The following is a 25,586-nucleotide window of genomic DNA, read 5'->3' as shown; positions in this document are numbered from 1 at the left end:
GTGATCGCTGCTGCGACGACGGGTCAACACAAGGAGTGCGCGGTCCATGGCTGACGAGGCGAAGCTTCTCGACTACCTCAAGCGGGTCACCGCTGACCTGCACCAGGTGCGCCAGCGCCTGCGCGAGGTGGAGGCCGGCGAACAGGAACCGGTCGCCATCGTCTCCATGAGCTGCCGCTACCCCGGCGGGGTGCGCTCTCCCGAGGACCTGTGGGAGGTGGTCGCGTCCGGCCGGGACGTGGTCACCGACTTCCCCGAGGACCGCGGCTGGGACCTCGGGTCGCTCTACGACAGCGACCCCGAACAGAGCGGCACGTCGTACACGCGGCAGGGCGGCTTCGTCCACGACCTGGCCGACTTCGACCCGGGCTTCTTCGCGATCTCCCCCCGCGAGGCGCTGGCGATGGACCCGCAGCAGCGCTGGCTGCTGGAGACGTCATGGGAGGCCCTGGAGCGGGCCGGCATCGACCCGCACTCGCTGCGCGGCAGCCGCACCGGCGTCTTCGCCGGCAGCACCGGCCAGGACTACGGCACCGTGCTGATGGGTGCCGCGCAGGGCCTGGAAGGGCACCTGATGACCGGCAACGCCGGCAGCGTGGTCTCCGGCCGGATCGCCTACACCTTCGGGCTGGAGGGCCCGGCGGTCACCATCGACACCGCCTGCTCGTCCTCGCTGGTCGCCCTGCACCTGGCGGGGCAGGCGCTGCGGCAGCGGGAGTGCACCCTGGCGATCGTCGCCGGGGTCACCGCCATGTGCACCCCGGCCGCGTTCGTCGAGTTCTCCCGGCAGCGCGGCCTCGCCGCCGACGGCCGCTGCAAGGCGTTCGCCGCCGCCGCGGACGGGACCGGCTGGTCCGAGGGCGTCGGCGTCCTGGTGCTGGAGCGGCTGTCGGACGCGCAGCGCAACGGCCACCCCGTCCTCGCCGTGGTGCGGGGCAGCGCCGTCAACCAGGACGGCGCCTCCAACGGCCTGAGCGCCCCGAACGGGCCGTCACAGCAGCGGGTGATCCAGCAGGCGCTGGCCAACGCCGGCCTCGCCACCGGCGGCGTGGACGTGGTGGAGGCGCACGGCACCGGCACCCGGCTCGGCGACCCGATCGAGGCGCAGGCGCTGCTCGCCACGTACGGGCAGGACCGGGGGGACTCGGCGCCGCTGCTGCTCGGGTCGGTCAAGTCGAACATCGGTCACGCCCAGGCCGCCGCCGGTGTCGCCGGTGTGATCAAGATGGTGATGGCGATGCGGCACGGCGTCGTACCGCCCACCCTGCACGTGGACGAGCCGACGCCCGAGGTCGACTGGTCGGCCGGCGAGGTGTCGCTGGTGACCGAGGCGACGCCGTGGCCGGCGGTGAGCCGGCCGCGCCGCTCGGCCGTCTCCTCGTTCGGGGTGTCCGGCACGAACGCCCACACCATCCTGGAGCAGGCTCCGGCGCCCCAGCAGTCCCCGTCGGCCGCCGCCGCGTTGCTGGTCGAGCGGCCGGTCGTGCCGGTGCCGGTGTCGGCCCGGGACGCGGCCGGCCTCGCCGCGCAGGCGGGCCGCTGGGCGGCCCGGATCGCCGCCGACGAGACCCTGCGGCCCCTGGACGTGGCCTTCTCGTCGGTCACCTCACGCTCCACCCTGGAGCACCGGGCCGTGGTCTCCGCGACCGGTCGTGAGGAGTTGCTGGGCGGGTTGCGTGCCCTGGCCGCTGGGCAGCCGTCGGGTGTGGTTGTCGTGGGCCAGGCTGGTGGCCGGGGTTCGTTGGCGGTCCTGTTCTCGGGTCAGGGTGCGCAGTGTGCCGGGATGGGCCGGGAGTTGTATGTCGAGTTTCCGGTGTTCGCTGCCGCGTTCGACGAGGTGTGTCTGTACCTGGATGCGCTGCTGCCGCGCCCGCTGCGGGAGGTGATTTTCGCTGAGGCGGGTTCGGCCGAGGCGGAGTTGCTGGATCAGACGGTGTTCACGCAGGCGGGGTTGTTCGCGGTCGAGGTGGCGTTGTTCCGGCTGGTCGAGTCCTTCGGCGTCGCCCCCGACCTGGTCGGCGGGCACTCGGTCGGCGAGGTGACGGCGGCGTACGTGGCGGGGGTGTTGTCGCTGGAGCACGCCTGCGTGTTGGTGGCGGCGCGGGGCCGGTTGATGCAGGCGCTGCCCGCCGGGGGTGGGATGCTGGCCGTCGCGGCGGCCGAGGCTGACGTGGCGGCCGTGCTGGACGGGTTGGCCGGTGTGGGGATCGCGGCCGTGAACGGGCCCGCGTCGGTCGTGGTTTCCGGTGCCGTCGAGGCCCTTGACGAGGTGGAGCGGGTCTGGAAGGACCGGGGTGTACGCACCCGCCGCCTCGCGGTCAGTCACGCGTTCCACAGTCCGTTGATGGAGCCGATGCTCGCCGGTTTCCGGGCCGTTCTCGACGGGTTGGAGTTCGCCGCGCCGGTGCTGCCGGTCGTGTCGAACGTGACGGGTGCGCTGGCCGACGCCGACGAGATCCGCACGCCCGACTACTGGGTGCGGCACGTCCGGCAGGCGGTGCGGTTCGCCGACGGGGTGGCCGCGCTGCGCGCCGCCGGGGCGGACACGTTCCTGGAGATCGGCCCCCGCAGCGTACTGACCGCGATGGTCGGCGACATCCTGCCCGCCGACGACGCCGTGCTGGCCGTCGCCGCGCAGCGCAGGGACCGGCCCGAGGCGCACGGGTTGCTGGCCGGGCTGGCCGAGTTGCACGTGCACGGGGTGGCGGTCGACTGGCGGCAGTGGTTCGCCGAGACCGGCGCGCGGCGCGTGGACCTGCCCACGTACGCCTTCCAGCACCAGCGCTACTGGCCCGAGGCGGGCGCCGGGTGGACCGGCGACGTCACCGCCGTCGGCCTGCGCCCCGCGCAACACCCCCTGCTCGGGGCCGCCGTCGGCGTCGCGCACGCCGAGGGATTCCTGTTCACCGGCCGGCTGGCCCGGCGTACCCACCCGTGGATCTGTGACCACGTCGTCTTCGACACCGTGCTGCTGCCCGGCACGGGCTTCGTTGAACTCGCCCTCCAGGCCGGCGCGCACGTCGGCGCGGACCACGTCCGCGAACTCACCCTGGAGTCGCCGCTGATCCTGCCGGAGACCGGGGGCGTCGACATCCAGCTCTGGATCGGCCCGGCCGACGAGACCGGCTGCCGATCCGTGTCGCTGCACTCCGCCCAGGACGGCGAGCCGGCCGAGGGCGCGGGCGAGCGGACCTGGACCCGCAACGCCAGCGGCGTGCTGGCCAGCGGCCCCGCCGCCCCGAGCGGCCCCGCCGGGTGGTCCGACCTGACCACCTGGCCGCCGCCGGGCGCCACCGAGGTCGGCACCGACGACCTCTACCTGAACCTCGCCGCCCAGGGCTACGACTACGGCCCGTCCTTCATCGCCCTGCGCTCCGCGTGGCGGCGCGGCGACGACCTCTTCGCCGAGCTGGTGCTGCCCGAGGCCCCCGCCGCCGAGGCCGGCGGGTACGGCCTGCACCCGGCCCTGCTCGACGCGGCGCTGCACACCCTCGGCCTGACCACGCCGGCCGGAGAGCCTTCAGGGGCGGGCATGCCCCCGGGGTACGGCCGGCTGCCGTTCTCCTGGAACGACGTCGCCCTGCACGGCGCCGGGGCCGCGGCGGCCCGCGTCCGGGTCTCGCACACCGGCCCCGACAGCATCTCGCTGCTGCTCACCGATGTCACCGGCGCGCCCGTCATCTCCGTCGGCTCCCTGGTCCTGCGGCCGGTCTCCGCCGACCAGCTCCGCACCGCCGGGGGCGGCGGCACCGAGTCGCTCTTCCGGGTCGAGTGGGCGCCGCTCGCGCTGCCCGCCGGCCCGTCCACAGTCGACTGGGCGGTCATCGGCGACGCCGCGGCGCTCACCGACGCGGTCGCGGCCACCGGCACGGCCGTGGCGGCGTACCCCGACCTGACGGCCCTGGCCACGGCGATGGACGACGGGACGGACGCGCCCGGCGTGCTGGTCCTGCCGTTGCTCGACCCGCCCGCGTCGGCGGACGTGCCGCGCGCCGTCGCCGAGGCGACCCACCGGGTGCTTGCCGTGCTCCAGCAGTTCCTCGCCGAGGAGCGCTACGCTGTGTCCCGGCTGGTGGTGCTGACCTCGGGCGCGGTCTCCACCGACCGGGACGCCGACCTGACCGACCTGGCCGGCGCCGCCGTGATCGGCCTGCTCCGCTCCGCCCAGTCGGAGAACCCCGACCGGTTCGTGCTTGTCGACGTCGACGACGTGGCCGGCTGTGCCGCCGCGCTCGTCCCGGCCGTCGCGACCGACGAACCGCAGGTCGTGATCCGCGCGGGTGTCGCCGCCGGCGCCCGGCTCACCCGGGTTCCCGCCCCGGCCGAGCCGCCGGCCGCCCCGTTCGACTCCGACGGCACCGTCCTGATCACCGGCGCCACCGGCACCCTCGGCCAGCTGATGAGCCGGCACCTGGTCAGCACGTACGGCGTCCGGCACCTCATCCTCACCAGCCGGCGCGGTCGCGCCGCCGGGGGCGTCGCGGAGCTGTGCGCCGAGCTGGAGGCGCTCGGCGTGAGCGTCACCGTCGCCGCCTGCGACGTCGCCGACCGCGCCGCCGTGGCCGAGCTGCTGGCCGGCATCCCGGCGGAGCACCCCCTCACCGCCGTCGTCCACGCCGCCGGTGTCCGCGACGACGGCGTCATCTCCTCGCTCACCCCCGAGCGGATGGACGGCGTGCTGCGGCCCAAGGTCGACGCCGCGTGGCACCTGCACGAGCTGACCGCCGGCCTCGGCCTGAGGGCGTTCGTCTCGTACTCCTCGCTGGCCGCCACCGCAGGCGGCCCGGGCCAGGGCAACTACGCCGCGGCCAACGCGTTCCTCGACGGGCTGGCCCAGCACCGCAAGGCGCGTGGCCTCGCCGCGCTCACCCTCGCCTGGGGCCTCTGGGCCGACCGCAGCGGCATGACCACCGAGCTGGACGACGTCCACCTCAACCGGATCTCCCGCTCCGGCGTCGCCGCCATGGAGGCCGAGGAGGGGCTCGCGCTCTTCGACGCGGCCTGCCGCACCACCGACGCCGCGCTCGTCCCGGCCCGGCTGGACCTCGCCGCGATGAAGGTGCAGTTCGCCGGCGGGAGCATCCCGCCGCTGTACCGGGCGCTGATCCGCACGCCCGCGCGCGCCGCCGCGGCCACCACCGGCGCGTCGCTGGTGCAGCAGCTCGCCGGGCTGGGCGACGCCGAGCGGGCCGCCGCGCTGGTCGAGATCGTCCGTGGGCAGGCCGCCGCCGTGCTCGGCTACCCCGACCCGGCGGCCATCGAGCCGCGCCGGGCGTTCAGCGAGTTCGGCTTCGACTCGCTGACCGCCGTCGAGATGCGCAACCGGCTCAACAACGCCTTCGGGATGCGGCTGCCGGCCACCCTCGTCTTCGACTACCCGACCCCGCACGACCTGGCGGGCTTCCTGGGTACGGAGATCGCCGGCACCCCGGTCCCCGTGCGACCCGCGACGACCACCGTGCCGGTCGGCGACGACGAGCCCCTCGCGATCATCGGCATGGCCTGCCGGCTGCCCGGCGGCGTGTGGTCGCCCGACGACCTGTGGCGGCTGGTGGTCGACGGCGTCGACGCGATCAGCGACCTGCCGACCGACCGCGGCTGGGACCTCGACAGCCTCTACAGCCCCGACCCCGACGCCCCCGGCACCTTCTACGCCCGCGGCGGCGGCTTCCTCAGCGGCGTCGACCGGTTCGACCCCGGCTTCTTCGGCATCTCGCCCCGCGAGGCCCTGGCCATGGACCCGCAGCAGCGGCTGCTGCTGGAGACCACCTGGGAGTCCTTCGAGTCCGCCGGCATCGACCCGGCCGACGCACGGGGCAGCAGCACCGGCGTCTTCGTCGGCACCAGCGGCCAGGACTACGGCTCGCTGCTCGCGTACTCGCCGGAGGCCGCCGAGGGCTACATGCTGACCGGGATGACCAGCAGCGTCATCTCCGGCCGGGTGGCGTACACGTTCGGGCTGGAGGGGCCGGCGGTGTCGCTGGACACGGCCTGCTCCTCGTCGCTGGTGGCCCTGCACTGGGCCGGTCAGGCGCTGCGGCGCGGCGAGTGCGACATGGCCCTCGCCGGTGGCGTGATGGTGATGGCCACCCCGACCGCCTTCGTCGAGTTCTCCCGGCAGCGCGGCCTGGCCGCCGACGGCCGGTGCAAGTCGTTCGCCGCGTCCGCCGACGGCACCGGCTGGTCCGAGGGCGTGGGCATGCTGCTTGTGCAGCGGCTCTCCGACGCGCGCCGGCAGGGCCGCACCGTGTACGCGGTGGTGCGCGGCTCGGCGATCAACCAGGACGGCGCCTCGAACGGGCTGACCGCCCCGAACGGTCCCTCGCAGCAGCGGGTGATCCGCCAGGCGCTGGCGTCGGCGCGGCTCTCCACGGCCGACGTGGACGTGGTCGAGGCGCACGGCACCGGCACCACGCTCGGTGACCCGATCGAGGCGCAGGCCCTGCTCGCCACGTACGGGCGGGAGCGGCCCGCCGACCGGCCGCTGCTGCTCGGCTCGATCAAGTCGAACATCGGCCACGCCCAGGCCGCCGCCGGGGTGGCCGGTGTGATCAAGATGGTGCAGGCCATCCGGCACGGCCTCGTCCCGGCGACGCTGCACGTGGACGAGCCGTCCCCGCACATCGACTGGACCTCCGGGGCCGTCGAGCTGGCCACGGAGTCGCGGCCGTGGCCGGCGGTGGACCGGCCGCGCCGGGCGGCGGTGTCGTCGTTCGGCATCTCCGGCACGAACGCCCACGTGATCATCGAGCAGGGTGACGAGCCGGTCGACGCCGCAAGCGTGGACCCGCGGCCCGGCCTCGTGGATTCCGGCGTCGTGGCATGGCCGCTGTCGGGGCGGTCGAGGGAAGCCCTGACCGGCCAGGCGGCCCGGCTGGCCCGGCACGTGCGCGAGCACGGCGAGGCCGATGCGGCGGCGGTGGGCTGGTCCCTGGCGACGACCCGGTCGACGTTCGACCACCGGGCGGTTGTGGTCGGGTCGGGTATGGGGGAGTTGCTGGCGGGGCTGGATGCTCTGGCGTCGGGGTCGCCGGCTGGGAACGTGGTCGCGGCGATGTCGTCGTCGCACGGTGCGGGCCCGGTGTTCGTGTTTCCGGGTCAGGGTGCGCAGTCGGCGCGGATGGCGGCGGGTCTGGTGGGTCGTGTGCCGGTGTTCGATGCGCGGTTGGCGGAGTGTCAGCGGGCCCTTGCTCCGTATCTGGATGTGGACCTGGTGTCGGTGCTCACCGGTGACGACGAGTCGTGGTTGGCGCGGGTGGAGGTCGTGCAGCCGGTGCTGTGGGCCGTCGGTGTCGCCCTCGCCGCCGTGTGGCAGCGCGTGGGTGTGGTGCCGGCGGCGGTGATCGGTCACTCGCAGGGTGAGATCGGCGCGGCGTGTGTGGCGGGGATTCTGTCGCTGGGGGACGCGGCGAAGGCGGTGGCGTTGCGCTCTCGGGCGCTGACCGCGCTGCGGGGCACCGGGACGATGGCGTCGGTGGACCTCTGCGCGGACGCGGTGACGGAGCGGCTGCCGGGCTTCCCGGGGGTCGGGGTGGCGGCGGTGAACGGTCCGTCGACTGTGGTGGTGTCGGGTCCGCCGCAGTCGGTTGCCGACCTGGTGGCGGCCTGCCAGGCCGATGGGGTGCGGGCGCGGTTGATTCCGGTGGATTATGCGTCGCATTCGGTGGCGGTGCAGGAGGTGGCGGAGCGGTTGCGCGCCGACCTGGCCGATGTGACGCCGCGAGAGGGCCATGTCCGGTTGGTGTCGACGTTGACGGGGGATTGGGTGGACCCGTTGTCGATGACGGCGGACTACTGGTACGACAACTTGCGGCGGACGGTGCGGTTCGACGCTGCTGTGCGGGTGGCGGTCGAGGCGGGTCACACGACGTTTGTGGAGATCAGTCCGCATCCGGTGTTGACGATGCCGGTGACGGCGATCCTGGACGATGCCGGCGTGAGCGGGCACACCCTGGGCAGCCTGCGTCGTGGTGATGACGATCCGACGCGGTTGCTGACGAACCTCGCGACCGCTCACGCGATCGGCCTGCCCGTCGACCTGACGGCCGTCCTCGCCGAGACCGACCCCGTCGCCCTGCCCACGTACGCCTTCGACCACCAGCGGTACTGGGTGGAGCCGCCGGCGCACCGGGCGCAGGACGTCAGCTCCGCCGGTCTCCAGGACGCCGGGCACCCGCTGCTCAGCGCCACGCTGACGTTCCCCGACAGCGAGCGGATGGTCTTCACCGGGCGGCTGTCGGTGCGTACCCACCCGTGGCTCGGCGAGCACCGGGTGATGGACAACATCCTGCTGCCCGGCACCGCCTTCGTGGAACTCGCCACGTACGCCGGTGCGCAGGCCGGCTGCCCGACGGTGGAGGAGCTGACCCTGCTCGCCCCGCTCGTCCTACCCGAACTCGGCGCGCTCCAGGTGCAGCTGACGGTCGGCGACCGCGACGACGACGGACGGCGCACCGTCCAGCTCTACTCCCGGCCCTACCGGGACGGCTCCGACGAGATCCTCGCCGACGTCGCCTGGACCTGCCACGCCACCGGGCTGGTCGGCCCGCAGCCGGCCGACGCCGCGCCCGCCTTCGACCTGGGGGTGTGGCCGCCGCCCGGCGCGACGCGCGTCGAGTCCGACGACTTCTACTCCGGCATCGAGGCGACCGTCTTCGGGTACGGGCCGGCGTTCCGGGGCCTGCGCGCCGCGTGGACCCGCGACGACGAGGTCTTCGCCGAGGTCGAGCTGCCCGCCGGCCACCACGCCGAGGCCGGCCGCTTCGGCGTGCACCCGGCGCTGCTGGACGGCGCGCTGCAGGCCATGTCGATCGGCGGCTTCCTCGGCCGGATGGGCGACGGCGCCGACGCCGGCGTGCCCCGTTTGCCGTTCGCCTGGACCGGGGTCTCCCTGCTCGCCGCCGGGGCCACCGCCCTGCGCGTGCGCGTCGCCGCGGCCGGCGAGGTCGGCGTCTCCTTCCAGGTGGCCGACGCCACCGGCGCCCCGGTGCTGCACGTCGACTCGCTGATCATGCGCCGTGTCTCCGGGGACTCCCTCGGCGCGGCCCGCTCCGGCCGGCACGAGTCGCTGTTCCAGGTGGACTGGCCCGTGCTGCCGGTGCCCACCGGCCCCGTGCCGGCCGCCACCCGCTGGGTGGCGCTCGGCGACGACCTGGTGCTCAGCGCGGCCTGCGAGGCGGCCGGTGCCCGGGTGCGTACCGACGTCGGGCTCGACTCGCTGGGCGACCTTCTCGCCGGGGGTGAGCCGGCGCCCGAGCTGGTGATCGTCCCGGTCGGCGACGCCGGGAACCCGTCGGACCCGGAGCTCGCCGCGCAGGCGCGCGCCGTCACGCACCGTACGCTCGCCGCGTTGCGGACCTGGCTCGCCGACGACCGGTTCGCCGACTCGCGGCTGGTGCTCGTCACCCGGGACGCGGTCGCGGCGGGGGAGCAGGAGCCGGTGAACCTGCGCCAGGCCCCGGTCTGGGGCCTGCTGCGCGCCGCCCAGCTCGAACACCCGGGCCGGTGCCAGCTCGTCGACCTCGACGACGCCCCGGACAGCGCCGCCGCGCTGGCCGCCGCCATCGCCTCCGGCGAGCCGCAGCTCGCCGTGCGCGACGGGCAGGTCCGCACCCCACGGCTCGGCCGGGTTCCGGCCGGTGTCGAGCCGCTGCCCGGCGGGATCGACCCGGCCGGCACCGTGCTGATCACCGGCGGCACGGGCGTGCTGGGCCGCATCCTGGCCCGCCACCTCGCCACCAGCCACGGCGTACGGCACCTGCTGCTGGCCGGGCGGCGCGGCGCGGCGGCCGAGGGGATCGGCGACCTGGTCGACGAACTCGCCGGCACCGGTACGGAGGTGACCGTCGCGGCCTGCGACGCCGCCGACCCCGAGGCCCTGTCGGCGCTGCTGGCCGGGGTGCCGGCGGCGCACCCGCTCACCGCCGTGGTGCACGCCGCCGGCGTCCTCGACGACGGCGTGCTGGAGTCGATGACCCCCGAACGGGTGGACGCGGTCGCCGTGCCGAAGATCGACGCCGCCTGGCACCTGCACCGCCTCACGGCCGACGCGAACCTCGCGGCCTTCGTCCTGTTCTCGTCGGCGGGGGCCACGCTGGGCAGTGCCGGCCAGTCCAACTACGCGGCGTCGAACGCCTTCCTCGACGCCCTCGCGGCGCACCGCCGGGCACACGGGCTCGCCGGCATCTCGCTCGCCTGGGGCCTGTGGGCGCAGGCCAGCGGCATGACGGGCCACCTCGGCGACGACGACGTGCGGCGGATGGCCGAGCAGGGCGCCACCGGTCTGTCCACCGAGCAGGCGCTGAATCTCTTCGACGCCGCGTGGCGGCTCGACGCGGCAGCCGTCCTGCCGATGCGCCTGGACGTCGGGACGCTGCGCGGGCAGGCGGAGACCGGCACCCTCGCGCCCATGCTCCGGGCCCTGGTCCGGGTGCCGCTGCGACGCTCCATGGACGCCACCGGTGCCCGCTCCGGCGGGGTGCAGCTCGGCCGGCGGCTCGCCGGACTGGCCGCCCCGGAGCGGCTCAAGGTGGTGCTCGACGTGGTACGCGCGAACATCGCCGCCGTCCTCGGCCACGCCGGCTCGGACGCGGTCGACCCGAACCGGCTCTTCACCGACCTGGGCTTCGACTCGCTCACCGCCGTCGACCTGCGCAACCGGCTCAACAGCCTGTCCGGCCTGCGGCTGCCGGCGACGCTCGTGTTCGACTACCCGACGCCGACGGCGCTCGCCGAGAAGCTGACGAGCGAGATCGCCGCCGACGCGGCGCCCTCCACCCAGCCGCTCTTCCAGGGCATCGACACGGTGGAGAGCCTGCTCACCGCCATCCCGCTCGACCCGGCGGCCCGCGCCCGGTTCACCGCCCGGATGCAGGACCTGCTCGCCAAGGCGTCCGACCTGGCGGCCGGGCCCGCCGTCGAACCGGACCGGCCAGACCTCGACTCGGCCAGCGACGACGAGATCTTCGACTTCATCAGCAAAGAGTTTGGAATCTCCTGAGATGACCAACCTTCGGACCGAGGCAGGGGCCACCCGATGAGCGACGACAAGCTGCGGTACTTCCTGAAGCGGGTGACGGCCGACCTGCACGACACCAAGCGCAAGCTGCAGACCGTCGAGGCCCGCGACCAGGAACCCCTGGCCATCGTCTCGATGAGCTGCCGCTTCCCGGGTGGCGTGCGGTCGCCGGAGGACCTGTGGGAGCTTGTCGCCGACGGCCGGGACGCGCTCACCGAGTTCCCGGACGACCGGGGCTGGGACCTGGAGGCGCTCTACGACCCCGACCCGAACAAGCCGGGCAAGAGCTACACCCGCATCGGCGGGTTCCTCGACGGCGCCGGTGACTTCGACCCGTCCCTGTTCGGGATCTCGCCGCGTGAGGCCCTCGCCATGGACCCGCAGCAGCGGCTGCTGCTGGAGACGTCCTGGGAGGCCGTCGAGCGGGCCGGCATCGACCCGCTGTCGCTGCGCGGCAGCTCCACCGGTGTCTTCGTCGGGCTGAGCACCTCGAACTACGGCATGGGTCTGCCGAACGTGCCCGAGGGCGTCGACATGTACATCGGCACCGGCAACACCACGAGCGTGGCGTCCGGCCGGATCTCGTTCACCCTCGGCCTCAACGGCCCGGCCGTCACCGTGGACACCGCCTGCTCCTCCTCGCTGGTGGCCCTGCACCTCGCCGTGAACGCCCTGCGCCGCGGCGAGTGCGACCTGGCCATCGCCGGTGGCGTCACCGTCATGGTCACCCCCGGCGTGTTCGTCGTCTTCTCCCGGCAGCGCGGCATGTCCGTCGACGGCCGGTGCCGGGCCTTCGCGGCCGGCGCGGACGGCACCGGCTGGGGCGAGGGCGGCGGCGTGCTCGTCGTGGAGCGGCTGGCCGACGCCGAACGCAACGGCCACCCGGTCCTCGCCGTGATCCGGGGCAGCGCCCTCAACCAGGACGGCGCCTCCAACGGCCTCACCGCCCCCAACGGCCCCTCTCAGCAGCGGGTCATCCGCCAGGCCCTCGCCAACGCCCGGCTCGGCTCCGCCGACGTCGACATGGTCGAGGCGCACGGCACCGGCACCACCCTCGGCGACCCGATCGAGGCGCAGGCGCTCATCGCCACGTACGGGCAGGACCGCCCGGCCGACCGTCCGCTGTGGCTGGGCTCGGTGAAGTCGAACATCGGCCACACCCAGAGCGCCGCCGGCGTCGCCGGGCTGGTCAAGATGGTGATGGCGCTGCGTAACGGCGTCATGCCGGAGACCCTGCACATCGACGAGCCGTCCCCGCACGTGGACTGGACGGCCGGGGCGGTCTCCCTGCTCACCGAGTCCAAGCCGTGGCCGGAACTGGACCGCCCCCGCCGCGGCGGCGTCTCCTCCTTCGGGGTCAGCGGCACCAACGCCCACGTCATCCTGGAGGAGTACCGCCCGCGCGTCGCCGAGGCGGCGACCGTCGACGGCGGGCAGGCGGACGGGACCGGCGCCGTCGAGCCCGCGCGCCGGCCGGGCCTGGTCGCCTCGGAGGTGACCCTCTGGCCGGTGTCGGCCCGGTCGAGGACCGCCCTGGGCGGGCAGGCGGCCCGGCTCGCGGACTTCCTGCGCAGGCGCGGCGAGATCGATCCGGCGGCGGTCGGCTGGTCGCTGGCCACCACCCGCTCGACGTTCGACCACCGTGCCGCCGTCGTCGGGTCGACCGCCGACGAGCTGCTGGCCGGGCTGGACGCCCTCGCCGCCGGCCAGCCGGCAGGGAACCTCGTCACCGGTACGGTCACCGGCGCCGGCGCAGGTCCCGTCTTCGTGTTCCCGGGTCAGGGGGCGCAGTCGGCGCGGATGGCGGCCGGGCTCGTCGGTCGTACGCCGGTGTTCGACGCGAAGCTGGCCGAGTGCCAGCAGGCCCTGGCGCCGCACCTCGACGTGGACCTCGTCGCGGTGTTGACCGGTGACGGCGAGTCGTGGCTGGAGCGGGTCGAGGTCGTGCAGCCCGTGCTGTGGGCCGTCGGCATCGCCCTGGCGGCCGTGTGGCGCGCGGCGGGCGTCGTCCCGGACGCGGTGATCGGTCACTCCCAGGGCGAGATCGGCGCGGCCTGTGTCGCCGGGATCCTGAGCCTGGAGGACGCTGCGAGGGCAGTGGCGTTGCGGTCGCGGGCGCTGACGGTGCTGCGGGGGACCGGGACGATGGCGTCGATCGACCTGTCGGCCGACGCGGTCACCGAGCGCCTGGGGGAGTTCCCGGGTGTCGGTGTCGCGGCCGTCAACGGGCCGTCCACCGTCGTGGTGTCCGGCCCGCCGCAGCCCGTGGCCGACCTCGTGCAGGCGTGCCAGGCGCAGGGCGTCCGCGCCCGGCTGATCCCCGTGGACTACGCGTCGCACTCCGACGCAGTGCAGCAGGTGGCCGAGCGGCTCCGCGCGGACCTGGCCGGCGTCACCCCGCGGGCCGGCCACACCCGGCTGGTCTCCACCCTCACGGGCGAGTGGGCTGACCCGCTCACCATGGGCGCGGAGTACTGGTACGACAACCTGCGGCAGACCGTGCAGTTCGACGCCGCGGTCCGTACGGCTGTCGCCGCCGGGCACACCACGTTCGTCGAGATCAGCCCGCACCCGGTGCTGACGATGCCGGTCACCGCGATCCTCGACGACACCGGCGCGAGCGGGCACACCCTGGGCAGCCTGCGCCGGGGCGACGACGACGCGACCCGGCTGCTGACCAACCTCGCCACCGCGTACGCCGTCGGCCTGCCCGTCGACCCGGCGGACGTCCTCGCCGAGACCGAGGTCGCGCCGCTGCCCACGTACGCCTTCGACCACCAGCGGTTCTGGCTCGACGGCAGCGGCGGACCCGACCTGGAGAGCCTGCTGTCGGGAATGAGCGGCGACCCGGGCGACGCGGGCTTCTGGGCCGCCGTCGAGAGCGGGGACGTCACGGCCCTCGCCGAGACCATCGCCACCGAGGAGACCCCGGCACACGAGGTCCTCGACGCGCTGCTTCCGGCCCTGCCGATGCTCACCTCCTGGCGCCGGCAGCGGCGCCGGCAGGCCGACATCGACAGTTGGCGCTACCAGGACACCTGGAAGCCCCTGACCGGCGTCGCCAACCGGGGCATGGACGGCACCTGGGTCGTGGTCCTGCCGACCGGCGACATCATCGAGCCCTGGCAGGACGCCTGCGTCGAGGCGATCGCGGCGGCCGGCGCGACGCTCGTGCCGGTGGCCGTCTCCACGCCCGACGTCGACCGCGACCAGTTCGGCAAGCTGCTGCAGGAGGCGCTCGCCGCCGCACCGGGCGGCGACGCCGCCGCCGACGTCGCCGGCGTGGTCTCGCTGCTCGCCTTCGACGAGCTGGCCCACCCGCTGTACCCCTCCGTGCCCGGCGGCTTCGCCGCCACCGTCGCGCTCTTCCAGGCCCTCGGCGACATCGGCCTGCGCGCGCCGATGTGGAGCGTCACCTCCGGTGCCGCGTCGGTAGGCATGGCCGACCTGCTGCGCTCCCCGGCGCAGTCGCTGGTCTGGGGCTTCGGCCGGGTCGCCGCGCTGGAGCACCCGCAGCGCTGGGGCGGCCTCGTGGACCTGCCCGAGGCCGTGGAGGACCGCTGTGCCGACCTGCTGGTCGCGGCCCTCACCACCGCCGGGGACGAGGACCAGATCGCGGTACGCCCGAGTGGCCTGCTCGCCCGCCGGCTCACCCGCGTCCCGCTCGGCGACAGTCAGCCCGCCAACCCGTGGCAGCCGTACGGTACGGCGCTCGTCACCGGCGGCACCGGCGCGCTCGGTGGGCACGCCGCCCGCTGGCTGGCCCGCAGCGGTGTGGAGAACATCGTCGTCGTCAGCCGGCGGGGCATGGCCGCGCCCGGCGCGCAGCAGCTCGTCGACGACCTCACCGCGCTGGGCGCCCAGGCCACGGTGGTCGAGTGCGACGCCTCCGACCGCGACGCCCTGGCCGAGCTGATCGAGGCGATCCCCGCCGAGTACCCGCTCACCGCGGTCGTGCACGCCTCCGCGGTCCTCGACGACGCCATGATCAACGACATCCGGCCCGAGCAGATCGAACGGGTGCTGCGGGCCAAGGTCGACGTCGCGTACAACCTGCACGAGCTGACCCTCGACCACGAGCTGTCCGCGTTCGTCATGTTCTCGTCCTTCGCCGGCAGCGTGGCCAGCTCCGGCGTCGGCAACTACGCCCCGAGCAACGCGTTCCTCGACGCGCTCGCCCAGCACCGCCGGGGCCTCGGCCTCACCGCCACCTCCGTCGCCTGGGGGGCGTGGGCCGGCGGCGGTATGGCCGACGGACCGCTCGGCGAGCTGCTGCACCGCCACGGCGTACCCGAGATGACCCCGGAGGCGGCGATCACCGCGCTGCACCAGGCGGTGGACCACGGCGAGGCGTTCCTCACCATCGCCGACATCGCCTGGGAACGGTTCTCCGTCGCGTTCACCGCCACCCGGCCCGGTCCGCTGATCAGCGACCTGCCGGACGTCCGGCGGCTCGCCGCCGCCGAGGCGATGGGCAGCGTGGAGGCCGGCGACGGCCCGGAGTCGTTGCGGGAGCGGCTCGCCGGGCTGCCCGCCGCCGAGCGGTTCGCCGTGCTGCTCGGCCTGGTCCGTGGCCAGGTCGCCGCCGTGCTCAACTACCCGTCCGCCGACTCGGTGGACGAGCATCGGGCGTTCCGGGAGCTGGGCTTCGACTCCGTCACCGCCGTCGAGCTGCGTAACCGGCTCGGCGCGGTCACCGCCGTGGCCCTCCCGGTCACACTGGTCTTCGACTATCCGACCCCGACGACCCTGGCGGAGTACCTCTACGCCGAGGTCGCCCACGACGACGCGGTCACCCCGAACGCGCTCCTCGACGATCTGGACCGGATCGCCGAGGGCCTCGACGTGGTCGCCCGGGACGAGGCGGCCCGGGTGCGGGCCACCGTACGCCTGCAGGCGATGCTCTCCCGGCTCGGCCAGGACAGCGGCGGCGCCGACATCGGCCGGCACCTCGACGACGCCACCGACGACGAACTGTTCGCGATGGTGGACAAGGACCTCGGCATCTCCTGACCCAGCTCCAGCTCTCTCCCGTCTCTTTCGAGGAAGCGGCACTCCGATGGCCAACGAAGACAAGCTCCGCGACTACCTCAAGCGGGTCATGGCTGATCTCCACGACACCCGCCGCCGACTCAGCGAGGCCCAGTCCCAGGAACTGGAGCCGGTGGCGATCGTGGCGATGAGCTGCCGGTTGCCGGGCGGGGTGCGCAATCCCGACGACCTGTGGGAGCTGTTGCGGGACGGCCGGGACGCCGTCGCGCCCTTCCCCGACGACCGGGGCTGGGACCTGGAGCGCCTCTACCACCCCGACCCCGACCACCCGGGCACCTCGTACGCCCGGGAGGGCGGGTTCGTCGACGGGGCCGGCGACTTCGACTCCGCCTTCTTCGGCATCTCGCCGCGCGAGGCGCTGACCATGGACCCCCAGCAGCGGCTGCTGCTGGAGACCTCCTGGGAGGCGGTAGAGGCCGCCGGCATCGACCCCGCCTCGCTGCGCGGCAGCCGGACCGGGGTGTTCGTCGGCACCAACGGGCAGGACTACGGCACCCTGCTGATGATGTCGCCCGACGGCGACGAGGGGCACTCGATGACCGGGGGCGCGGCGGCCGTCGCGTCGGGCCGGGTGTCGTACGCCCTCGGGCTCGAAGGACCGGCCGTCTCCATCGACACGGCCTGCTCGTCGTCGCTGGTGGCGCTGCACCTCGCCGTGCAGGCGCTGCGGGCGGGGGAGTGCGACCTGACGCTGGCCGGCGGGGTGACCGTGATGGCCACCCCGGGCCTCTACATCGGATCCAGCCGGCAGCGCGCACTGTCCACCGACGGGCGGTGCCGGTCGTTCGCCGCCGCCGCCGACGGCGCCGGGTTCTCCGAGGGGGTCGGCTGGCTGCTGGTCGAGCGGCTGTCGGACGCCCGCCGCAACGGCCACCGCGTCCTGGCTGTGGTCCGCGGCACCGCCGTCAACCAGGACGGCGCGTCGAACGGGCTGACCGCGCCCAACGGGCCGGCCCAGCAGCGGGTCATCAGCCAGGCCCTCACCTCCGCCCGGCTCTCCACCGCCGACGTCGACGTGGTGGAGGCGCACGGCACCGGCACCAGGCTGGGCGACCCGATCGAGGCGCAGGCGCTCATCGCCACGTACGGGCAGGACCGTGACGAGGCCCCGCCACTGCTGCTCGGCTCGGTGAAGTCGAACATCGGCCATGCCCAGGCCGCCGCGGGCGTGGCCGGCGTGATCAAGCTGGTGCTCGCCATCCGGCACGGCCTCGTGCCGGCGACGCTGCACGTCGACGCGCCGTCCCCGCACGTCGACTGGACGGCCGGCGCGGTGGAACTGGTGACGGAGGCCCGCCCGTGGCCCGAGACGGGCCGGGTACGCCGGGGCGCCGTCTCCTCGTTCGGCATCTCCGGCACCAACGCTCACGTGATCATCGAGCAGTCGGCTGAGCCGGTCGAGTCGGATGCGTCTGGGCGTTGGACGGGGTTGGTCGCTTCGGATGTAATGGTCTGGCCGGTGTCGGCGCGGTCGGGGACGGCGTTGGCCGGTCAGGTTGTCCGGCTTGCGCGGCACGTGCGTGAGCGGGGTGGGATCGATCCGGCGGGGGTGGGCTGGTCGTTGGCGGCTACCCGGTCGGCGTTCGATCATCGAGTCGTTGTTGTCGGGTCGTCCGTCGAGGGGTTGCTTGCCGGGCTGGATGCCTTCGCTGCCGGTCAGCCGGCGGGGAACGTGGTCACGGGGGTGGCGTCGAGTCCGGGTGCGGGTCCGGTCTTCGTGTTTCCGGGTCAGGGTGCGCAGTCGGCGCGGATGGCGGCGGGGCTGGTGGGTCGTACGCCGGTGTTCGACGAGTGTCTGGCGGAGTGCCGGCGGGCGTTGGCGCCGTATCTCGACGTGGATCTCGTGTCGGTGCTCACGGGCGAGGACGAGTCGTGGCTGGACCGGGTCGAGGTGGTGCAGCCGGTGCTGTGGGCCGTCGGTGTCGCTCTGGCGGCGGTGTGGCGTGCGGCGGGTGTGGTTCCGGACGCGGTGATCGGTCACTCGCAGGGTGAGATCGGCGCGGCGTGTGTGGCGGGCATTCTGAGCCTGGAGGACGCGGCGAGGACGGTGGCGTTGCGGTCGCGTGCGCTGGCGGTGCTGCGGGGTACCGGGACGATGGCGTCGGTGGACCTGTCGGCCGAGGCGGTGGCCGAGCGGCTGCCCGCGTTTCCGGGTGTCGGGGTCGCGGCGGTCAACGGCCCGTCCACCGTCGTGGTGTCGGGTCCGCCGGAGCACGTCGCCGGCCTTGTGCGGGCGTGCGGGGCCGAGGGTGTTCGCGCCCGGCTGATCCCCGTGGACTACGCGTCGCATTCGCCCGCGGTGCAGGAGGTCGCCGAGCAGCTTCGGGCGGACCTGGCCGGTGTCAGTCCGCGGGCCGGTCATACCCGGCTCGTGTCCACTCTCACCGGGGACTGGGTGGATCCGGCGGTGATGACCGCTGACTACTGGTACGACAACCTGCGGCGGACTGTGCTCTTCGACGCGGCCGTGCGGACGGCTGTGGCTGCCGGGCACACCACGTTCGTCGAGATCAGCCCGCATCCGGTGCTGACGATGCCGGTAACCGCGATCCTCGACGACGCCGGCGTGAGCGGGCACACCATCGGCAGTCTGCGTCGTGGTGACGACGACGCGACCCGGCTGCTGACCAACCTCGCCACCGCGTATGCCGTCGGCCTGCCCGTCGACCTGACGAGGGTGCTGCCCGCCGCGGCCACCGTCGACCTGCCCACGTACGCCTTCGACCACCACCGGTACTGGCCCGCGCCGCCGCTCTTCCTCACCGCGGCCGACGCCGCCCCGGACATCGACCGCTGGCGCTACCGGGTCACCTGGCGGGCCCTGCCCGACCTGCCGCTGACCTGGCTCGCCGGCACCTGGCTCGTGCCGGTGCCGGCGGCGCTGGGCGACGACCCGCTGGTCACCGACGTGCTGTCGGCCCTCGGCAACTTCGGCGCGGACGTCGTCCCGGTGGAGCTGGACGTCACACACGACCCGGCGGCGCTGGCCGAGCGGCTGAGCGCCGCGCTCACCGGCCCGGACGGACCCGTCGCCGTGCTCTCGCTGCTGGGCCTGGACGAGCGGGCGCACCCGGAGCACCCGGCCACCTCGCTGGCCGTCTCGGGCACCGCCCTGCTGGTGCAGGCGCTCGGGCTGCTCGGCGTCGAGGCGCCGCTGTGGTGCGCCACCCGGGGAGCCGTCGTGGCCTGCGCCGACGACCCGGCGCCGCGCCCCGCCGCCGCCTCCGTCTGGGGGCTCGGCCGCGCCGTCGCCCTGGAACACCCCGCCCGCTGGGGCGGCCTGCTCGACCTGCCCGACGCGCTCGACGCGCAGGCCGGCGCGCTGCTCTGCGCGGCGCTCGGCGCCAGCGGTGGCGAAGACGCCTTCGGCGACGACGGCGCGGAGCAGTCCGGCCGGGGCGAGGACCAGCTCGCCGTCCGCGCCTCCGGCGTCTTCGTCCGCCGCCTCACCCGGATCACCGAACCCGAGCCGGTCGACTCCGGCGACGCGGACGACACCCGGCGGATGCGCGGCACCGTGCTGATCACCGGTGGCACCGGCGGACTGGGCGGGCATCTGGCCCGCTGGGCGGGCCGCTCCGGCGCCGCGCACGTCCTGCTGGCCAGCCGGCGCGGCCCGGACGCCCCGGGCGCCGCCGAGCTGGAGGCGGAGCTGACCGGCCTCGGCGTACGGGTCACAGTGGCCCGCTGCGACGTCGCCGACCGGGCACAGGTGGCCGACCTGCTCGCCGCCGTTCCCGCCGACGCCCCGCTGAGCGCCGTGCTGCACACCGCCGCCGTCCTCGACGACGGCATCGTCGACACCGTCACCGCGCAGCGCCTGCACACCGTCGCCGCGTCGAAGTGCGTCGCCGCGCTGCACCTGGACGAGCTGACCCGCGACCTCGACCTGGACGCCTTCGTGCTCTTCTCCTCGGTGGCCGGAACCACCGGCAACGCCGGGCAGGGCGCGTACGGGGCGGCCAACGCCTTCCTCGACGCCCTCGCCGAGCGGCGCCGGGCCGAGGGACTGCCAGCCCTCTCGGTGGCCTGGGGCGCCTGGCGCGGGGCCGGCCTGCCCGCCGAGAACGAACGCGCCCAGGAACGGCTGCGCCGGGGCGGCATGATCGGCATGGACCCGGAACTGGCCGTCGAGGCCCTCGCCCGGGCGCTGCGCCGCGACGAGCCCACCACGGTCGTCGCCGACATCGACTGGGCCCGTTTCGCCCCCGCGTTCACCCTGGTGCGGCCCAGCCCGCTGATCGGCGACCTCGCCGAGGCCCAGGAGGCGACGCAACCGGCCGGGCAGGAGGCCGCCGAGGAGGAGACGGGCGTACCATCGGCCCTCGCCCGGCGGCTCGCCGCGCTCGCGCCGGGGGAGCGCACCGCGACACTGCTGGAGCTGGTGCGGCAGTGCGCCGCGACGGCCCTCGGCTACGGCGCCGCCGACGACATCCCGGCCACCCAGCCCTTCCGCGACCTCGGCCTGGATTCGCTGACGGCGGTCGACATGCGCAACTTCCTGGCCGCCGCCACCGACCTGCGGCTGCCCGCGACGCTCGCCTTCGACTATCCGAACCCGACTGTGCTCGCCGCGCACCTCGGCGAACTGCTCACCGGGATCGTCCCCGACGCGACCACCCCCGCCCCGGCCGCCGCGTCCGAGGACGACGACCCGATCGCCATCGTGGCGATGAGCTGCCGCCTGCCCGGTGGGGCGGACACCCCGGAGCAGCTGTGGCAGCTCCTCGCCGCCGGCGGCGACGCCATCGGGGAGTTCCCCACCGACCGGGGCTGGGACCTGGACCGGCTCTTCGACTCCGACCCGGAAAAGGAGGGCACCAGCTACGCCCGCGAGGGCGGCTTCGTCACCGGCGCCACCGACTTCGACGCCGGCTTCTTCGGCATCAGCCCCCGCGAGGCCCTCGCCATGGACCCGCAGCAGCGGCTGCTGCTGGAGGCGTCCTGGGAGGCGGTCGAGCGGGCCGGGATCGACCCGCACACGCTGCGCGGCAGCGCCACCGGCGTGTTCGTCGGCACCAACTACCAGGACTACCGCAACCTGATGTTCAGCGCCGAGGGCGCCGAGGGGCACCTGATGACCGGCAACGCCGGCAGCGTCCTGTCGGGCCGGGTGTCGTACACCCTCGGGCTGGAGGGGCCCGCCGTCTCGGTCGACACCGCCTGCTCGTCGTCGCTGGTCGCGCTGCACTGGGCCTGCCAGGCGCTGCGCCGCTCGGAGTGCTCCCTCGCCCTGGTCGGCGGCGTCACCGTCATGTCCACCCCCGGGGTGTTCGTCGGCTTCAGCCGGCAGCGGGGCCTCGCCCCGGACAGCCGGGTCAAGGCGTTCGCCTCCGCCGCCGACGGCACCGGCTGGGGCGAGGGCCTCGGCCTGCTGCTCGTCGAGCGGCTCTCCGACGCCCGCCGCAACGGTCACCCGGTGCTCGCGGTCATCCGGGGCAGCGCCGTCAACCAGGACGGCGCTTCCAACGGCCTCACCGCCCCGAACGGGCCGTCGCAGCAGCGGGTGATCCGGCAGGCGCTCGCCAACGCCGGCCTCGCCCCGGCCGACGTGGACGCCGTCGAGGCGCACGGCACCGGCACGAAGCTCGGCGACCCGATCGAGGCGCAGGCCCTGCTCGCGACGTACGGCCGGGAGCGGCCCGCCGAGCAGCCGCTCTGGCTCGGCTCGATCAAGTCGAACATCGGTCACACCCAGGCCGCCGCCGGTGTCGCCGGGATCATCAAGATGGTGCTGGCGCTGCGGCACGGCTACCTGCCGCAGACCCTGCACGTCGACGAGCCGACCGACCAGGTGGACTGGAGCGTCGGCGCGGTCGAACTGCTCGGCGAGGGCCGCCCGTGGCCGGTCACCGACCACCCGCGCCGCGCCGCCGTCTCCTCGTTCGGCATCAGCGGCACCAACGCGCACACCATCCTGGAGCAGGCCCCGGAGCCGGTCGAAGCCGAGCAGCCGACCGGTGACCCGGCGCGGCTGCCGGTGGTGCCGGTGCTGCTGTCGGGCCGTTCGGGGTTCGCGCTGGCCGCCCAGGCGCAGCGCTGGTCCGAGCAGCTCACCGGGCTGGAGGCGCCACGTACGGTCGACGTCGGCTGGTCGTCGGCCGTCGCCCGGGCCGCCCTGGAACACCGGGCCGTCGTGCTGGCCACCGACCGGGTCGCGCTGGGCGCCGGGCTGCGCGCCCTCGGCACCGGCGAGGACGCGCCGCTGGTGGTCACCGGCGTGGCGGTGCCCCGGCCGAAGGTGGCGTACCTGTTCTCGGGGCAGGGCGCCCAGCGGGCCGGGATGGGTCGCGAGCTGGCCGAGGCGTTCCCCGTCTTCGCCGCCGCCCTGGACGAGGCCTGCGCCGCCCTCGACGCGCATCTGCCCCGCCCGCTCAGGCCACTGCTCATCGCCGAGCCCGGCACGCCCGAGGCCGAGGCGCTGGACCGCACCGAATTCACCCAGCCGGCGCTGTTCGCCGTGGAGGTGGCGCTGTTCCGGCTGTTCGAGGCGTGGGGGGTCCGCCCCGACGCCGTCGCCGGGCACTCGATCGGCGAGATCGCCGCCGCCCACGCCGCCGGTGTGCTCTCCCTGGCCGACGCCGCCGAGCTGGTCGCCGCCCGGGGCCGGCTGATGCAGGCGCTGCCGGCCGGGGGGGCGATGCTCGCCGTCGCCGCCACCGAGGCCGAGGTGACCGCCACGCTCGGCGAGCGGGCCGACCGGGTCTCCGTCGCGGCCGTCAACGGCCCCGCCGCGGTCGTGGTGTCCGGAGCCGGCGACGCCGTCGAGGAACTGGCCGCCGAGTGGTCCGCACGGGGCGTCCGGGTCCGGCGCTTGGCGGTCAGCCACGCGTTCCACAGTCCGCTGATGGATCCGGTGCTCGACGACCTCGCCGCCGTCGCCGGACGGCTGCGGTACGCGGCTCCGAGCGTCCCGATGGTCTCCACCGTCACCGGCGCGCCGGTCGACGCGGCGGAGATCGGCGCGCCCGGCTACTGGGTGCGCCACGCCCGCGAGGCGGTACGCTTCGCCGACGCCGTCGTGGCACTGCGCGAGCGCAACGTCACCGGCTACGTCGAGATCGGCCCGGACGGGGTGCTCACCGCCCTCGCCCAGGCCGTCCTGGCCGAGGCCCCGGCCGCCGGCCGGGCCCCACTGGTGGTGCCCGCCCTGCGCCGGGACCGCGCCGAGCCGACCACCCTGCTGCGCGCGCTCGCCGCGCTGCACACCCACGGCGTCTCCCCGGACTGGTCCGTCCTCTACGCCGGTACCGGCGCCCAGCGGGTCGAGCTGCCCACCTACGCGTTCGACCGGCAGCGCTACTGGCCGGAGCCGCCGCCCTGGGCCGCCCTCGTGGCCGCCGACGAGGCCACCGAGGTCGAACGCCGCTTCTGGGCCGCGGTCGAGGCCGAGGACCTGGAGTCGCTGGCCCGCGACCTCGACGTGCACCGCGACCAGCCGTTCGGCACCGTGCTGCCCGCCCTGTCGGCGTGGCGCCGGCGCGGCCGGGAGCAGGCCCTGGTCGACGGCACCCGCTACCGGGCGGTCTGGGAGCCCATCGCGGAGACCTCGCAGGAGCAGGACCCCGGCCGGTGGCTGGTGCTGCTGCCCGCCGACCGGGCGGACGACCCCGACCTGCACTCCTGCACCTGGGCCCTGGGTGCCGAGGTGAGCATCGTGCCCGTGGACACCGCCGCCGACTCCGAGGAGCTGTGCGGCGGGTTCGCCGACGTGCTCACCGAGGCGCTCGGCGCGGGCGGCGGGCCGCTGTCGATCCTGTCCTTCCTCGGCCTGGACGACACCCCGCACGCCGAGCACCCGGCGCTGCCGCGCGGCCTCGCCGCGACCGTGCACCTGCTCCAGCAGCTCGTCGACCTCGACGCCTCGGTCCGGCTCTGGTGCGTCACCCAGGGCGCCGTCGGCCTCGGCGACGGCGACGGCCCGGCCAACCCGCGGCAGGCGATGCTGTGGGGCCTGGGCCGGGTGGCCGCGCTGGAGCAGCCCGCCCGCTGGGCCGGGCTGGTCGACCTGCCCACTGACCTGGAGCCGTGGACGGCGATGCGTCTCGGCGGCATCCTCACCGGCGGCGGCGTGGAGGACCAGCTCGCCGTCCGCGAGTCCGGGGTGCTGGTGCGGCGGCTCGTACCGGCCACCACCACCGACGGGGAGGTCACGCCGTGGCAGCCCCGGGGCACGGTGCTGATCACCGGAGGCGCCGGTGCGCTCGGTGGGCACGTGGCCCGCTGGGTGGCCGCCGAGGGCGCGCAACGGGTGGTGCTGACCAGCCGGCGGGGGACCGGCACCCCGGGCGCCGCCGAGCTGATCTCCGAGCTGGCCGGGCTCGGCGTGGACTGCCGGGTGGTCCGCTGCGACGCCGCCGACCGCGCCGCCGTGACCGACCTCCTGGCCGATCTCCGGCGGGAGGGGCCGCCGCTGCGCGCGGTGGTGCACGCCGCGGGTGTCAGCGAGGTGGTGCCGCTGGCCGACACCACCCTGGAGGACCTGGCGTACGTCATCGCCCCGAAGGTCTGCGGCGCCGAACACCTCGACGAGCTGCTCGGCGACGCCGAACTGGACGCGTTCGTGCTCTTCTCGTCCATCTCGGCGGTGTGGGGCAGCGGCGGACAGGGCGCGTACGCGGCCGGTAACGCCTACCTGGACGCGCTCGCCGAGCGGCGACGCGGCCGGGGCCGGGCGGCCACCTCCATCGCCTGGGGACCGTGGACCGAGTCGGGCATGTACACCGAGGGTGCGGCGGAGCAACTGCGTCGCCGCGGCCTCCAGGTGATGCCGCCCGGCGTGGCGATGGCCGGGCTGCGGCACGCCCTGGCGGTCGGCGACAGCTGCGTCACCGTCGCCGACGTCGACTGGGCCACCTTCCAGCCGCTGTTCACCTCGCTGCGGCCCAGTCCGCTGCTGGCCGACCTGCCGGCCGTACGCGCGCTGGCCGCCGCCCCCGCCGAGGCGCCGGAGGCGGTCGCGCCCGGCGCCCGGGACCTGCTCGCCGGGCTGCGGGCGCTGCCGGACGACGAGCGGCGGGCCGCACTGCTGGAGATGGTGCGGGTCGACGCGGCGAAGGTGCTCGGCCACCCCTCCGCTGACGCGATCGAGACCGACCGGGGCTTCCTGGACCTCGGCTTCGACTCGCTCACGGCCGTGGAACTGCGCAACCTGCTCACCGCGGCGACCGGGCACGACCTGCCCACCACCGTCGTCTTCGACTACCCCACCCCGGACGGCCTGGCCGGCCACCTGTACGAGCAGCTCTTCGCGGACGGTGCGGGGGACGACGGCGACGACGGCGACGAGGAGTCCGTGCGCCGGGCCCTCGCCGCGATCCCGCTCGACGAGCTGCGGCAGGCGGGCCTGCTCGACCAGCTGCTCCAGCTGGCCCGTACGAGTGCCGGCACGCCGGCCGTGGCGTCCGCCGCCCCGGTCACGTCGTCCGCACCCGAGACCCAGATCCGCGAACTCGACGTCGCCGGCCTGGTCCGGATGGCCCTGGAAGGCTCCGACTCGTGACCCGGCCGGCCCTGA

At 75.0% G+C, this 25,586-nt stretch carries 3 protein-coding genes; all 3 read left to right on the top strand.

Annotated features, from left to right (window positions below; translation table 11 throughout):
* The first annotated feature begins 46 nt into the window (after positions 1-46).
* From O7622_RS23165 to O7622_RS23155, 3 genes are read left to right on the top strand one after another with little or no spacing between them, the layout of a single operon-like run.
* Complete coding sequence (locus O7622_RS23165) at positions 47-10,999, top strand: type I polyketide synthase (protein ID WP_282310306.1); 10,953 nt, start codon at positions 47-49, stop codon at positions 10,997-10,999.
* A gap of 36 nt (positions 11,000-11,035) precedes the next feature.
* The gene (locus O7622_RS23160) at positions 11,036-16,030 is read left to right on the top strand and encodes a type I polyketide synthase (protein ID WP_282310305.1); all 4,995 of its coding nucleotides are present in this window, start codon (positions 11,036-11,038) and stop codon (positions 16,028-16,030) included.
* Positions 16,031-16,076: 46 nt separating this feature from the next.
* Entirely contained in the window at positions 16,077-25,571 is a 9,495-nt protein-coding gene (locus O7622_RS23155) for a type I polyketide synthase (protein ID WP_282310304.1), read from the top strand.
* Positions 25,572-25,586: the final 15 nt, after the last annotated feature.

The organism is Micromonospora sp. WMMD1076 (assembly GCF_029581475.1).
Lineage (GTDB): Bacteria > Actinomycetota > Actinomycetes > Mycobacteriales > Micromonosporaceae > Micromonospora > Micromonospora aurantiaca.
This window is presented reverse-complemented; position numbering and strand designations above follow the sequence as displayed.